At 59.5% G+C, this 14,543-nt stretch carries 11 protein-coding genes; 8 read left to right on the top strand and 3 right to left on the bottom strand.

Features of this window, described 5'->3' with window-relative positions; genetic code table 11:
* Positions 1-10 precede the first annotated feature (10 nt).
* Entirely contained in the window at positions 11-325 is a 315-nt protein-coding gene (locus GAL_RS17655) for a hypothetical protein (protein WP_024098916.1), read from the bottom strand.
* Between the two features lie 285 nt (positions 326-610).
* On the opposite strand from GAL_RS17655, the gene GAL_RS17650 reads away from it, so the two are divergent.
* Positions 611-1,207 (top strand): YfbR-like 5'-deoxynucleotidase, encoded by a 597-nt coding sequence (locus GAL_RS17650; RefSeq protein ID WP_024098915.1) that lies wholly within the window; start codon positions 611-613, stop codon positions 1,205-1,207.
* A 43-nt stretch (positions 1,208-1,250) separates the two neighbouring features.
* Here the strand turns inward: GAL_RS17650 and GAL_RS17645 are convergent, their stop codons facing one another.
* Both GAL_RS17645 and GAL_RS17640 read right to left on the bottom strand, forming a co-directional pair.
* The gene (locus tag GAL_RS17645) at positions 1,251-1,805 is read right to left on the bottom strand and encodes an ActR/PrrA/RegA family redox response regulator transcription factor (RefSeq protein WP_014876423.1); all 555 of its coding nucleotides are present in this window, start codon (positions 1,803-1,805) and stop codon (positions 1,251-1,253) included.
* 81 nt (positions 1,806-1,886) lie between these two features.
* Positions 1,887-2,507: an SCO family protein gene (locus GAL_RS17640; RefSeq protein ID WP_024098914.1), complete on the bottom strand. Its 621-nt coding sequence runs from the start codon at positions 2,505-2,507 to the stop codon at positions 1,887-1,889.
* Positions 2,508-2,895: 388 nt separating this feature from the next.
* Between GAL_RS17640 and regB the strand changes: the two genes are divergently transcribed.
* From regB to addA, 7 genes are all read left to right on the top strand, one after another.
* On the top strand, positions 2,896-4,293 hold the full coding sequence (regB, locus tag GAL_RS17635; RefSeq protein WP_024098913.1) for a sensor histidine kinase RegB: 1,398 nt from the start codon (positions 2,896-2,898) through the stop codon (positions 4,291-4,293).
* 92 nt (positions 4,294-4,385) lie between these two features.
* The gene (locus GAL_RS17630) at positions 4,386-5,936 is read left to right on the top strand and encodes a PAS-domain containing protein (protein WP_040104325.1); all 1,551 of its coding nucleotides are present in this window, start codon (positions 4,386-4,388) and stop codon (positions 5,934-5,936) included.
* A 100-nt stretch (positions 5,937-6,036) separates the two neighbouring features.
* Positions 6,037-6,516: a tRNA (adenosine(37)-N6)-threonylcarbamoyltransferase complex ATPase subunit type 1 TsaE gene (gene tsaE, locus GAL_RS17625; protein WP_024098911.1), complete on the top strand. Its 480-nt coding sequence runs from the start codon at positions 6,037-6,039 to the stop codon at positions 6,514-6,516.
* Complete coding sequence (locus GAL_RS17620; RefSeq protein WP_024098910.1) at positions 6,513-7,511, top strand: aminoglycoside phosphotransferase family protein; 999 nt, start codon at positions 6,513-6,515, stop codon at positions 7,509-7,511. Before tsaE ends, GAL_RS17620 begins: the two co-directional genes overlap by 4 nt.
* Positions 7,512-7,534: 23 nt before the next feature.
* Entirely contained in the window at positions 7,535-8,209 is a 675-nt protein-coding gene (locus GAL_RS17615) for a nucleotidyltransferase family protein (RefSeq protein WP_040104326.1), read from the top strand.
* Positions 8,199-11,132, top strand: coding sequence for a double-strand break repair protein AddB (gene addB, locus GAL_RS17610; RefSeq protein WP_024098908.1), 2,934 nt, complete (start codon positions 8,199-8,201; stop codon positions 11,130-11,132). The genes GAL_RS17615 and addB overlap by 11 nt, the downstream gene beginning before the upstream one ends.
* Positions 11,129-14,497, top strand: coding sequence for a double-strand break repair helicase AddA (gene addA, locus GAL_RS17605; RefSeq protein WP_024098907.1), 3,369 nt, complete (start codon positions 11,129-11,131; stop codon positions 14,495-14,497). Before addB ends, addA begins: the two co-directional genes overlap by 4 nt.
* Positions 14,498-14,543: the final 46 nt, after the last annotated feature.

Below are 14,543 nucleotides of genomic sequence, written 5' to 3'. Positions count from 1 at the left end.
GGGGGACAGGTCAGCTGGGTGTGCCTTGTGGTTTGGGATCTTCCATCAGTTGGAAAAATCCGGTGCCGGAGGCCACGACACAGCTGAGCCCGTTGGGATGGGAAACCAGCACTGTGAAGGTGCCGGTTGTCGCAGAAGCCCAGAACTCAATCACGGTAGATACAGGCTGGCTGGATTGTAGCCCGCCAGCGGTCAGCCGTTCCGCGTAGGAGGATTGCAGACGGTCCACAAGATGATCGCGCGGACTACACCCTGACGCCAGCGCAGGTGGTGCGGTTGCGAGCATTCCAAAGACAAGCGAGGTACAGGCTAGACGTTTAAACATGGCAGTCTCCTTTCGTGTGCGCCTGAGTGACTAACCTTAGCGACGAAAGAGGCTTGCCAAGGGAGCAAGAGCCCCTGTCGTACCTATAAATATGGGGTCTTGGCATGGCGTTATCAAATGCCAGGCGGTCAACTGTTTGTGGTGATCCACGTGATCGGGCTGAGGCGACCAACCATATTGTCTGAGAAACCTCATTGCTGATCACCGTCCGCTGCACCGCAAGCAATTGCGCGACCTTCGCCCAGCAGCTAGTCAGAAGGCACCGTCAACAAGAAGGGACAGACCATGCCCCCCAAACCTCCACGCGCTTGGCAACGGATGCTCTCCGGGCGCCGACTGGATCTGCTCGACCCGACGCCGGTTGATGTTGAAATCGAAGATATCGCCCATGGGTTGGCGTTTGTGGCGCGCTGGAACGGGCAGACGATGGGTGACTTTGCCTATTCCGTAGCGGAGCACTCACTGTTGGTGGAGACGATTTACAGCCGCCTCAATTCCAAGGCTCCAGTACGCTGGCAATTGGCTGCGCTGCTGCATGATGCCCCGGAATATGTCATCGGCGACATGATCTCGCCCGTGAAAAATGCGGTCGGCCCCAGCTATGGCGAACTCGATCAGCGGCTGACCGCTGCGATTCACATCCGCTTTGGCCTGCCTGCCGCGCTTCCTAAAACGGTGAAAGCACAAATCAAAAAGGCTGACCGGATCAGCGCTTGGATGGAAGCCATCGAGATCGCAGGTTTCTCCAGAAGCGAGGCCGACCGCCTGTTCGGAAAGCCAGATCAAACGCTGCTTGAGGGCCTTTCGATCCGCCTGCGGCCGCCGGTTGAGGTGCGTAGGGATTACGTTACCCGCCACGCCGACCTTCTGGCACGGCTCTGATCACAACTGCAAAAGCCACTCCAGATAAGGAGAGGCCTTGATGTTATTTGGGGCTGCGCTTGGCGAGAATACGCTGCAACGTGCGCCGATGCATATTGAGCCGCCGTGCGGTCTCGGAAACATTGCGGTCACAAAGCTCGTAAACCCGCTGGATATGCTCCCAACGGACACGATCCGCACTCATCGGGTTTTCCGGCGGGGGTGGCAGCTCTTCCTCATTGGCGAGCAGCGCATTCATGATGTCCGACGCATCCGCAGGTTTTGACAGGTAGTCGGTAGCACCAATCTTCACCGCAGCAACAGCCGTCGCAATCGCCCCGTATCCGGTCAGAACAACCACACGGCTATCCGGGCGGCGTTCCCGCAGGATCTCCACCACATCCAGCCCATTGCCATCCTCAAGCCGCAGATCCACCACCGCAAAGGCGGGCGGACGCGCGGTTGCAATCGCACTGCCAGCGGCGACGGAGCCAGCGGTTTCAACCTCAAAACCTCTTTTTTCCATGGCTTTGGCCAGGCGCCGCAGAAAGGGCTCGTCGTCATCGACCAACAAGAGTGTCTTGTCCGGTCCTATCTCCTGCATAGCAGCTTCGCCCATACTGTCGGTCCCCCGCAATGTCGTCAGGTCGTGAGGCTTGATATTACGTCTCACCCCGGAAACGTCAAACCTTCATCCAGGTTACAGATTTTCCAGGAAGCAACCGACCTTATCGGCAATCTGCTCCGGCGTCTCATCGCGGCGGAAGAATTCAACAAACCCCTGTTCTGGCAAGACCAGATAGGAAAAGGTCGAATGATCAACAAGATAGTAATCTTCATCACCATCCTGTTTCTTGTAGTAGGTCTTGTAGGCACGGCTGGCAGCTTTAACCTGCTCATGCGATCCGGTGAGCCCGATCATACGCTCATGCAGATTGGCGGCGAAGTCGCCGACCACTTCAGGCGTGTCACGATCAGGGTCAATGGAGATGAACACCGGCGTCACATCCTGCCCGCGCTCATCCAGCAGATCGATGGCCTCTGCATTGCGTGCAACATCCAGCGGGCAGACATCTGGGCAGAAGGTATAGCCGAAGTAGACCAGCGACGGCTTGGTAATCACGTCCTTTTCTGTCACGGTCTCGCCGCTGGCATTCAGCAACTCAAACGGGCCGCCAATGGTATCAGAGCCACCGGCGATCTGACTGGCGCGGCACTGCGCAAAGTCGTCGTCCGCACCGCCACCTCGTGTGGCAAACCAAGCGCCACCCACCAGGGCAGCAACAACAACGGCAGCAAGGACAGCGTAGAGACGGGTCATGAGATCACACTTTGCGCTAGGAATAGGTTTATCGACAGGCTGCGCCAGACCTACCAAGAATTTCAGGCGATGCAACGGGCGGAGCGACGCAACCACCGCGCATCAACCAGACCGGGTCATGGCGATCCTGCGCGGGGTCGGACCTATCGCACGCCGACCCCCAATGACCAGACGGACAAAACAGCGCAGCCGGGATCGTTCCGCAGATTTTCACGCCAAAGAAAGACCCTTTAACCTGTAGATCAATTGTCTGTGAGCGCTGAGAATGCGAGATTACAGCAATGACCCTGCTTCGTCTTATCCGGTTTCACCTTGTCCGAGACCGGTCCTTATGTAAGCAGATTCCAATAAGACCACCAATGCCCCCCTTTTCGCCATGGAGTGCGAGATGAGCGCAACAAATATCGATCTGCTGAGCGGCCAGGAACGCAGCCACTGGATCCGCCTACGCACCTTGATCCTGCTGCGCTGGGTGGCGATTGTCGGTCAGGTTTCAGCGATTACCGTGGCCCAGCAGCTGTATAATCTGCAGCTGGAACTGGTACTGTGCTATATCGCTATCGGTGTGTCCGTGCTCGGCAACCTGATCGCAATCATCCTGTTTCCACAGAACAAACGCCTGTCGGAGTTCGAGAACTTTCTGATGGTTCTCTTTGATCTCTTGCAGCTGAACTTTCTGCTTTATCTGACCGGCGGGTTGAACAATCCCTTTGCACTTCTGGTCTTGGGCCCGGTGACCATATCCGCCTCAATGATGCGGCTCCGTTCTACGCTGATCATTGGTGCAACCGCGATCATTCTGGTGACGCTGCTGGCAGAATTTCATCTGCCATTGCGCACCCCGCAAGGTTTTGTGCTGCGGGTGCCGGACATCTTTGTCTTCGGCAACTGGACCGCCATTGTGATTGCGGTACTGTTCATCGGTGCCTATTCCTATCGCATCAGCGCCGAGATCCGCTCGATGTCTGATGCACTGGCCGCAACCCAAATGGCCCTGTCCCGCGAACAAAAGCTGACAGATCTTGGCGGTGTGGTAGCTGCAGCGGCGCATGAGCTGGGCACACCATTGGCCACAATCAAACTGGCCAGTGCAGAGCTGATTGATGAGCTGGAGGACCGACCCGATCTGCGCGAAGACGCCGCGTTGATCCGTGAGCAGGCTGATCGATGCCGCGATATCCTGCGAAGTATGGGTCGCGCCGGCAAGGACGACCTGCATCTACGCCAGGCCCCCCTCTCCACCGTGATCAACGAGGCGGCTGAACCCCATATGGACCGCGGCAAGACTATCCAGTTCGAGGAGGCCCCCGAAAGCGATGGCGATCTGCAGCACCCGACTATCCTGCGCCAGCCGGAGATCATTCATGGGCTGCGCAATCTGGTTCAGAACGCCGTGGATTTCGCCCGGTCAACTGTCTGGATTGATGCCAGCTGGAACGATGAGATGATCACGCTGCGCATCAGCGATGACGGGCGGGGATATCCGTCGCACTTGCTAGGCCGGATTGGCGATCCCTTCGTGCGCCGCAGACGCAGCGACAGCGACCGGCGCCAGCGACCGGAGTATGAGGGTATGGGTCTGGGGTTGTTCATTGCCAAAACTCTGCTTGAGCGCAGTGGTGCACAGCTGACGTTTGCAAACGGCTCAGATCCAAATCAAACGCTGACCCGTGATCCCGCGCGGCGCGGAGCTTTGGTACAGGTCAGCTGGCCTCGCAGCAAAATTGACGCACTGACAGGCGAAAATGCCGTTCCCATCGGGGAAAATAAACGTATAGAAATTTAACTATTCACTTTTAGGCAACCAATTAAACTTCATTTAACCATTATCAGGAAACATCGGGGGTAAGAGCGAAACACTTGTGGGTAACGGACATCATGCAGCAGATCCTATCGACCGACTGGCTTGTATTGGCGACGCTTTGTGCGGCAACGGCAGCGGCAGCTGTCTGGTGGCTGTCTCCTAGCCCCAAACCAAAGGGGTTTGAGCAGGACCTGCTGCAGGGGGATGGACGGTCCGACGCCGTGTTTCTCTTCGACGATACGACGCTGATCGGCTGGTCCTCCGGCGCGCGCCGTTTCATCGGTGAACAGGCCGAAACCTTCAGCTGGGCAAACCTACGCGAACAACTGGCCCGCAGTTATCCAGGCTTGCCCCAATCCCCCGGTTTCCTGAAGGATGTCGGCCCGCTTGTACTCTCTGGCACAGCCAACGCCGAAAGTCGCGAAGCGCTATGTGAATGGATCGACGGTGTGACCCGCGTTCAGCTGCGCAGCACCTCATCCGAGGAACATAATCACAGCATCGATCAGGAGCTGACGACACTGCGCTCAGCCGTGCATCAGGCGCCCTACCCGGTCTGGCTACAGTCCGATGACGGGGCCGTCACTTGGTCCAACCTCGCCTATGATGATCTCAGCCAGAAAATCCGCGGCCGCAACGTCGATTTTTCCGAACCTCTGTTCACTGATCTTGATGACCCGATGGCCAGCGGCAAGCCGGAGCGGATCTCTATCCCGCTGCCTGAGAGCAAGAAAAAACTCTGGTACAATATCTCGACCACCGAGACAGAGGCAGGCTGGCTTTGTCACGCCGTAGATGTAAACGCGGTTGTTGACGCCGAGATTGCCCAGCGCAACTTTGTGCAGACACTGGCAAAAACCTTTGCCCAACTCTCCATTGGCCTTGCGATCTTTGACCGCAATCGTCAGCTGGTTCTGTTCAACCCCGTGCTGATCGATCTGACCGCCCTGCCCGCCAACTTCCTGAGTTCGCGCCCAAATCTGTTGACCTTCTTTGATCGGCTGCGCGATCAGCGCATGATGCCGGAACCAAAGAACTATTCCAGCTGGCGCCACCAGATGGCTGATCTGCTGGAAGCAGCGGCTGAGGGGCGCTACCAGGAAACATGGTCACTGCCATCCGGATCGGTCTATTCCGTCTCCGGTCGCCCGCACCCCGATGGAGCTATCGCGTTCCTGTTTGAGGATATCACTGCCGAAATCACCCTGACCCGACAGTTCCGCTCTGAGCTGGAAATGGGCCAGTCGATCATGGATCAGATGGACGAAGCCATCGCGGTTTTTGCCAATGATGGCACCATGACCTTCTCCAACGCGGCCTATCATGATCTTTGGCAGATGGATCCCGACGGCAGCTTCGCCAAGATCACCATAATGGATTCCAGCCGCGTCTGGCAGGATATGTGCGCGGCAACACCCGCTTGGGGTGAAATCCGGGATTTTGTCGCCGGCAGTGAGAATCGCGCTGCTTGGTGGGCCAATGTACAGCTGCGCAATGGCAAGCCTATGGTCTGCAAGGTCAGCGCCATTCAGAATGGGGCAACCATGGTTAGCTTCCGCTCCCCTGAGCCAACCCCCGCCCCGGTTGATCAGCAGCGGTTTGCGATTACAAAACCGGGCAAATAGAACAGCTCTCATTATCTGAAATCAAAGAGATTGCCCGGTTCGATGCCGGGCTTTTTCGATCCAGCTTGCAGCGCCGCGCGCAGGGCGGCATTGTCGCCCCATGACAACCCAGAAGACCCTCGTAATCCCCCTACCCTCGCCCGAAGCGACTGCCGACCTGGCCGCCCGTTTGGGCGCAGAACTAAGCAATGGTGACTGCCTGCTTCTGTCAGGCATCATCGGCGCCGGCAAAACGCATTTTGCCCGCAGTCTGATCCAATCGCAGATGGTAATGCCTGAGGATGTGCCCTCACCGACATTCACCCTTGTTCAGACCTATGATTTGCCAAATGGCGAGTTGTGGCATGCCGATCTCTATCGTCTGTCGTCGCTGGACGAGATTGAGGAACTTGGCCTGATCTCCGCTTTTGAGTCCGCTATCTGTCTGATCGAATGGCCAGATCGGCTCGAGGAACTGACGCCAGCTGCCGCTTTGCATATATCACTGGCTCTGGATCCGAATGACGATGATGCCCGTACCGCAACGCTGCGCTGGACTGATGCGCGTTGGGAGCCCTTAATGAAACAGATTACCGCATGACCGACCGACAAAGCCTCATTGCCTCCTTCCTCACCGATACCCCATGGCATAGCTGGACCCGCGTGCCGCTGGCCGGGGATGCCTCCAACCGGCGCTATGAGCGGCTTCGCGATGCAGATGGGGCCACCGTGGTGCTGATGGACGCACCGCCGGATCAGGGAGAGGACGTCGCCCCATTTGTCGCGATTGCGACCTACCTGCGGGAGCAAGGTCTGAGTGCCCCGGAAATTCTGGCCGAGGATCATGACAATGGCTTCTTGGTGATCGAGGATTTGGGCGACGCGCTATTCGCGCATGTGATGCGCAACGACCCGGCACAGGAACGCCCGCTATATGAAGCGGCAACCGATGTGTTGGTCGCACTGCACGACGCCCCGATGCCGGAACTGGAACCGCTCGGACCACGGTTGATGGCGGAGCTGTCTAGCCTCGCCTTTGCCAAATACCGCGATGTGATACGTGAGGACGCCTCACCGGAACATGTCGCCCGCTTCACCGATCAGTTCGAGGATATCCTACGCCGCACGATTAAAGGTGACGTGGTACTGGTTCAGCGCGATTACCATGCCGAAAATCTGATCTGGTTGCCGGAGCGCAGCGGCGTTGCACAAGTCGGTCTGCTGGATTTTCAAGCAGCGCGCGCCGGCCATCGCGCCTATGACCTTGTGTCACTGCTACAGGACGCCCGCCGCGATGTCCCTGCGGTGATCGAGATGCAGATGATGGAGCGGTATATCGCTGCGACCGGTGTTGATGAGGGCAGCTTTCGCGCCGCCTACACCGTGCTGGGCGTGCAGCGCAACATGCGTATCTTGGGCGTTTTTGCCCGCCTTGGGCGTGACTATGGCAAACCTCACTACGTTGATCTTATCCCCCGCGTCTGGGACCATTTTCACCGCGGGTTGGATCACCCGGCGATGGCGCCACTGGCGGAATTCCTCCATCAGGAAATGCCTGCGCCCACCCCTGAGGTGCTGGATCGGTTGCGCGGCTGATGGCAGATATCACTTATCCCGTTATGATCTTCGCTGCCGGATTTGGCACCCGGATGCGGCACCTGACCAACCACCAGCCCAAACCGATGATCCCGGTCGCCGGTCGCCCACTGATCGACCATGCGCTGGATCTGGCGCGGGAAGTCACACCGCCGGTGATCGTGGCGAACACTCACTACAAGAGTGACGTTCTGGCTGACCATCTTGCAAACAGCGAGGTGGTGATCAGCCGTGAGGATCCTCAGATTCTCGACACCGGTGGTGGGCTGCGACATGCGCTGCCGCTGCTCGGAACGCAATCGGGACCGGTCTACACCATGAACCCGGATGTGGGCTGGCGCGGGCCGAACCCGCTTTGCCTGTTGCGCGACGCGTGGGACCCTACGCGCATGGATGCGCTGCTGACCTGTATTCCCATCAGCCGAACTGTCGGACGCAGCGGCGGTGGTGATTTCCACACAGACGAAGACGGGCGTCTGCATCGCGGCGGCAATCTGGTCTATGGCGGTGTTCAGTTGCTGCGGACCAACAGGCTGGACGAGATTGACGAGACCGTGTTTTCGCTGAACACCCTGTGGGATTTGATGGCCGCAGAAGGACGCCTGTTTGCGCTGGAATATCCCGGCCATTGGTGCGATGTCGGCACCCCCGAAGGGATCCCCCTGGCTGAGGACCTGATAGCCCAAGATGAGATTTGAGCCGCAAGACACGCCACGCCTTTTTGCTGTTCCCTGCGGCGTCGATTTCCCACGCGCGTTGGTTGACGGGCTGGTTGCCCGCAGTCGGAACACGCCGCCAGAAGCCCTGGCCAAGGTCGAACTGATCGTCAACACCTCCCGCATGGCGCGCCGGGTGCGGGACCTGTTTGACCAGGGGCCAGCCCTGCTTTTGCCGCGGATCTCGCTGCTGAGTGATCTCGACATGCGCGCCACCTTACGGGGTCTGCCGCCAGCCTTGCCACCGTTGCGGCGACGGCTGGAGCTATCACAGCTGATTGCTAAATTACTGGAAGCACAGCCAGATCTGGCCGCCCGGTCCTCCCTCTATGATCTCTCAGATAGTCTCGCAGCATTGTTTGACGAAATGCAGGGCGAAGGGGTCAGCCCGGAGACGATCCGCTCGCTGGATGTCTCCGACATGTCCGGCCATTGGGCGCGCGCGCAGCAGTTCATCGCCATCGCCGACGACTTTGCCGAGACCTATGAACACGCAATGGATGCACAGGCCCGTCAGCGACAGGTTGTGCTTGATCTGATCGAAGAGTGGCAGGACCGCCCACCGCAACACCCGGTCATCCTGGCCGGCTCCACTGGATCGCGTGGCACCACGCTGATGCTGATGGAAGCGATTGCGCGCCTGCCGCAGGGCGCGGTTATCTTGCCCGGTTTCGATGACCAGCAGCCGGACCACGTCTGGGAACATCTAGATGATCCGCTGATGTCAGAAGACCACCCGCAATATCGGTTTTTCAAGATCATGCGCGATCTGGACATGACCCCGGATCAGGTGCGTCCATGGGTTGATGCGATACCGGCATCCACGGCGCGCAATCGACTGGTGTCACTGGCCCTGCGCCCGGCTCCTGTTACGGACGCCTGGATGCGCGAAGGCCCCGAGCTGCGCGATATCGATCAGGCCACCGCCGATGTAACCCTGGTGGAGGCTCCCAATCCCCGTGCCGAAGCACTGGCTATCGCTCTGCGGTTGCGTAAGGCTGCCGAGGATGGGCAGACAGCGGCGCTGATCACACCGGATCGAATGCTGACCCGACAGGTGGCAGCCGCGCTGGATCGCTGGGATATTCTGCCGGACGATTCCGCGGGCCAGCCACTGCAACTGTCACCTCCGGGCCGGTTTCTGCGCCACATCGCGGAACTGTTCTGCAAGCCGCTGGCCTGCGACACATTGCTGACCCTGCTGAAACATCCGCTTTGTCACGATGGGGCAGGGCGCGGTGATCACCTGCGCCACACCCGCGAATTGGAGCTGCGGCTGCGCCGTTATGGCCCCCCTTTTCCGGATGCCGACAGTTTTGCTGCGTTTGAAATCGGGCGGGAGCTGATGCCTGGCTGGACCGCTTGGCTCGCACAGTGTTTTGCCGACAAACCCATCAATGGAACGCAGCCTCTGTCACAATGGGTTGATGCCCTGCGGAACCTCGCCGAAGCAATCAGCCGTGGCAGTCAGGAGGCCGCTGCCGGTGGCCTCTGGGACAAGAAAGCCGGTCGCAAAGCGCTGGAAATCATGAATAACCTTCAGGCGGAATCTGGCTATGGCGGTGAGATGACCGCCCGCGATTTTGCCGATCTTCTGCGCGCGCTGCTATCGCAGGGGGAGGTGCGGGACCGCGATGCGCCCTATGGTTCCATCCTGATCTGGGGAACGCTTGAGGCGCGCGTGCAGGGGGCCGATCTGGTGATCCTTGGCGGCCTGAACGAAGGCAGCTGGCCGGAAGCTGCTGCACCCGATCCCTGGCTCAACCGACAACTGCGCCATCAGGCGGGCCTGTTGCTGCCGGAACGTCGCATCGGGCTGTCGGCGCATGATTTCCAACAAGCCATCGCCGCACCCGAAGTCTGGTTGACCCGCTCCGAACGCTCGGACGAGGCGGATACAGTGCCATCACGCTGGCTCAACCGGATGACCAACCTACTGTCCGGCTTGCCGGGGCAGGGTGGCCCTGTCGCGCTGACAGAGATGAGAGCCCGTGGTCAGGAATGGCTAGGCTGGGCGGAGGTATTGGAGGCCCCGACACCAATAGACCCCGCCAACCGGCCAGCGCCGCGCCCGCCGGTTTCGGCCCGCCCCCGCCGTCTGACCATCACGGAAATCCCCCGCCTGATCCGCGACCCTTATGCGATTTATGCCAAACACGTGCTAAAATTGCGTCCGCTTGATCCTCTGGTGCAGGAACCCAACGCCTTGCTGCGCGGCATCGTGCTCCACAAGATCCTGGAGGATTTTATCAAGGCAACCGTTGCTGACCCCAGTAAACTGACAGCGCAGGATTTCCTTGCAACAGCGGCAGCCCATCTGGAGGCAAAGGTCCCATGGCCGATAGCGCGCAGCCTCTGGCTGGCCCGACTTGAACGCATTGCGGATGATTTCATCAATGGAGAGCGCCAGCGACAGGCCACTGCGCGCCCGACTGGTTTTGAAGTCTCCGGTGCCGTGCGCGTTGCGCCGCTTGATTTTGAGATTGCAGGCACCGCCGATCGAATTGATGTGGATGAGCGCGGCGGTCTTCATTTGTTTGATTACAAAACCGGCGATCCACCGACTGAAAGCCAGCAGAAAACCTTTGAAAAGCAGCTATTGATTGAGGCCGCTATGGCTGAACGCGGTGCGTTTGAGCGCTATGGCGAGGGCAGGGTGGAACGGGCGTTGTTCCTTGGCCTCAAAAGCCCGCTGAAAGAGGTTGCAGCCCCGCTCATGGACGAACCACCGGGTAAGGTCTGGGAAGAGTTGAGCAAACTGATTTCAGCCTATTTCGAGCCGGATCAAGGGTATAGCAGCCGTCGCATGGTGTTTCAGGACACCCAGACGGGCGATTACGATCATCTGGCACGCTACGGAGAATGGGACCGAAGCGATCAACCGGTATCGGAGATACTCACATGACCGCCCGCGACGCCGCCTCAGAGGCGCAGTTCCGCGCCGCGCGCCCCGATGCCTCAACCTGGCTGGCGGCAAACGCTGGATCAGGCAAAACCAAAGTGCTGACCGACCGCGTGGCTCGCCTGCTGCTACGTGGGGTCCAACCGCAACACATCTTGTGCCTGACCTACACCAAAGCCGCCGCAAGCGAGATGCAGAACCGCCTGTTCAAACGGCTCGGCGAATGGGCTATGCTCGGAGATGAGGCACTTACGTCTGCACTGACAGAGCTGGGCGCCCATGATGTGATCTCGGCCGAGGGTATGGCGCAGGCCCGCACCCTGTTTGCACGTGCGATTGAGACGCCCGGTGGCTTGAAAATCCAGACCATCCATTCCTTTTGCGCCTCGCTGCTGCGCCGGTTCCCGCTAGAGGCCGGCGTCAGCCCACAGTTTTCAGAAATGGACGACCGCGCCGCGGTATTGCTGCGGGGCGAGGTGGTAGAAGCCATCGCAAACAGCGAAATCCCGGAGGAGGCCGGTCTGATCGCCAGACTGGCCTGGCAGGTGACCGATAGCGATTTTGAGACGCTGACCGCCGCAATCTGTCAGCGCCGCTCCGATTTTGAGGTGCCACTGGATCGCGCCGGATTGCGCAGGTTGTTCGATCTGCCGACGGACTTCGATGCCAAGATGTTGGAGGAAAGCGTCTATCTGGGGGGCGAGGGGGACCTGCTGGCGCGCACCTGTACCATGTTGGAACAGGGTGGCAGCACCGATGCCAAGGCCGCTGCGAAGCTGCGCAAAATCACCGAGCCGACGCTTGCGGATTTGCCAGTTCTTGAATCGGTGTTTCTGACCGGGGCCTCCGCAAAGGCGCCCTTTACGGCCAAAATCAATGCCTTTCCCACCAAGAAACTGCGGGAAAGCAATGTCGCGCTGATGGATCAGCTGGAACCACTGATGCGACGGGTTGAGGCGGCCCGCGCCCAGCGCCTCGCCCTGGCCGCAGTTGAGAAATCGCTGATTCTGCATGACTTTGCCGCCGCATTCCTGCCGGAATATGATCGCCGTAAACAGCTGCGCGGCTGGCTCGACTTTGACGATTTGATCCTGAAGGCACGTCAGCTGCTGAATGATCCGGCGGTGGCTGCCTGGGTTCTCTACCGGCTGGACGGCGGCATTGATCACATATTGGTGGATGAAGCACAGGACACCAGCCCGGTGCAATGGGATGTGGTTGAGAAGCTGGCGCAGGAGTTTACCGCAGGGGAGGGCGCGCGGTCTGAGGTTGAGCGTACGATTTTTGTTGTCGGTGACAAGAAACAGTCGATCTATTCCTTTCAGGGCGCCGACCCTGACGCCTTTGACAGGATGCAGACAGAATTTGCAGATCGACTGGCAGAGACTGGCAACGCCTTGCAAAACGCGGCGCTGGAATTCTCGTTCCGTTCCTCCGCGGCGATCCTTGGGCTGGTTGATCTGGTGTTCAAGGATAGCCCCGGCGCAGGATTTCACCGCGACGCCCTGCACCGCGCCTTTAAATCGGAACTGCCGGGTCGGGTCGATCTCTGGCCGGTCGTAGACAAAGTTGACACCGAAGAAGAGCGTGACTGGACCGATCCGGTGGATCGCCCCGGCGCGCGCCATCACACCGTCATTCTGGCGGAACGGATCGCAACCACGATCAAGGAAATGATCGACAGCAAGGTAACCCTGCCGGAGGATGGCCCAGAGCGGGGCAGCTTTCGCCGTCGCCCAGTGCAGGCTGGAGATTTTCTGATCCTCGTACAGCGCCGGTCCGAGCTGTTCTCTGAAATCATCCGCGCCTGTAAGGCTGCACGACTGCCCATCGCCGGCGCCGACCGGTTGAAAATTGGCGCAGAACTGGCGGTGAAGGATCTGGCGGCGCTGTTGTCCTTTCTCGCCACGCCGGAAGATTCCCTGTCGCTGGCTGCTGCACTGAAATCACCACTGTTTGGCTGGGACGAACAGACATTGTTCGATCTGGCCCACCGGCGTGAGGGCGGCAGTTATCTCTGGACCGCGCTGCGGGATCGCGCTGCGGAATACCCTGACACGATGGCCATCATTGATGACCTGCGCAGTCAGACCGATTTCCTGCGTCCCTATGACCTGATTGAGCGGATCCTGACACGTCACGGCGGACGTCAGCGCCTGCTTGGCCGGTTGGGACCGGAGGCGGAGGATGGCATTAACGCCCTGCTCAGCCAGGCACTGGCCTATGAACGCACGGATATTCCCAGCCTCACTGGGTTTTTGGTCTGGATGCAGGCCGACGATCTGGAAATCAAACGCCAGATGGGCGCGGCGGGCGATATGATCCGGGTGATGTCGGTGCATGGATCAAAGGGTCTCGAGGCACCAATCGTGATCCTGCCTGACACCGCGAAACGCAAACCTCCACGTGATGATGAGATCATGCGCGCCGAAGCTGGGCCGATGTGGAAACTGCCCAGCGCCCAGATGCCCGATGTGATGCAAGCCGCCCGCGAGACCGCGCAGGAGAAGGCACGGAATGAAAGGCTCCGGCTGCTCTATGTGGCGCTGACACGGGCGGAAAAGTGGTTAATCGTCGCCGCTGCGGGTGAGCTGTCCAAGGATGGGGACAGTTGGTACCAGATGGTCGAGCGCGCGCTGCAAGAGGCCGGTGCCACCCCCTATGATACCGGCAATGGTGAGGGCCTGCGGCTGCAGCATGGGGATTGGGACGGGCTGCCGTTTCACGCAGATCCCCCGGTGGTCACGACCACGCCGCAACTGCCGGAGGTATTCAAACAGCTGCCACCGCCCTATCAGCCACCAACCTCAACACTCAGCCCGTCGGAACTGGGCGGCGCCAAGGCTTTGGCGGGGGATCTGGGACAGGACGAAGATATCGCCAAGGCACGCGGCAGCCGTTTGCATAGCCTGCTGGAACATCTACCCAGCGCAGATCAGGATAGCTGGCCCCAACTGGCGGAGGCTTTGCTCGCAGGGCATGAAGACACCGCAGATCTGCTGGCTGAAGCGACGCGAGTGCTGACCACCTCGGATCTGACCCCGATCTTTGCCCCGGATACCCTGGCTGAGGTTGCGATAACCGCAGATCTGGATGGCCGTCGCATTCATGGCGTGATTGACCGGCTGATCGTGACACCGGATCGGGTCCAGGCGATTGATTTCAAATCGAACGCCACCGTTCCCACCAGCGTGGAGGCCTGCCCGGAGGGGCTGTTGCGGCAAATGGGGGCCTATGCCCATGCGCTTGCAGCCCTCTACCCTGATCGGCGGATTGACACTGCGCTGCTTTGGACCCGTACCGCGACGCTGATGGAGTTGCCACACGATCTTGTGTCATCCGCGCTTAAGCGCCGCCAGATACCTTGACGATCCGTTAAGGCGTTCATAGGTTCACAGCCGAACTGCCACACTC

The sequence above is a fragment of the Phaeobacter gallaeciensis DSM 26640 genome, assembly GCF_000511385.1.
Lineage (GTDB): Bacteria > Pseudomonadota > Alphaproteobacteria > Rhodobacterales > Rhodobacteraceae > Phaeobacter > Phaeobacter gallaeciensis.
The sequence above is the reverse complement of the archived record's forward strand: the minus strand, read 5'-3'. Positions and strand labels throughout refer to the sequence as shown.

Coding starts and splice junctions, on each gene's coding strand:
- tsaE (WP_024098911.1), top strand. CDS start 6,037: ATGACAACCCAGAAGACCCTCGTAATCCCCCTACCCTCGCCCGAAGCG.
- GAL_RS17640 (WP_024098914.1), bottom strand. CDS start 2,507: ATGACCCGTCTCTACGCTGTCCTTGCTGCCGTTGTTGTTGCTGCCCTG.
- GAL_RS17650 (WP_024098915.1), top strand. CDS start 611: ATGCCCCCCAAACCTCCACGCGCTTGGCAACGGATGCTCTCCGGGCGC.
- GAL_RS17645 (WP_014876423.1), bottom strand. CDS start 1,805: ATGGGCGAAGCTGCTATGCAGGAGATAGGACCGGACAAGACACTCTTG.
- GAL_RS17620 (WP_024098910.1), top strand. CDS start 6,513: ATGACCGACCGACAAAGCCTCATTGCCTCCTTCCTCACCGATACCCCA.
- addA (WP_024098907.1), top strand. CDS start 11,129: ATGACCGCCCGCGACGCCGCCTCAGAGGCGCAGTTCCGCGCCGCGCGC.
- regB (WP_024098913.1), top strand. CDS start 2,896: ATGAGCGCAACAAATATCGATCTGCTGAGCGGCCAGGAACGCAGCCAC.
- GAL_RS17655 (WP_024098916.1), bottom strand. CDS start 325: ATGTTTAAACGTCTAGCCTGTACCTCGCTTGTCTTTGGAATGCTCGCA.
- addB (WP_024098908.1), top strand. CDS start 8,199: ATGAGATTTGAGCCGCAAGACACGCCACGCCTTTTTGCTGTTCCCTGC.
- GAL_RS17615 (WP_040104326.1), top strand. CDS start 7,535: ATGATCTTCGCTGCCGGATTTGGCACCCGGATGCGGCACCTGACCAAC.
- GAL_RS17630 (WP_040104325.1), top strand. CDS start 4,386: ATGCAGCAGATCCTATCGACCGACTGGCTTGTATTGGCGACGCTTTGT.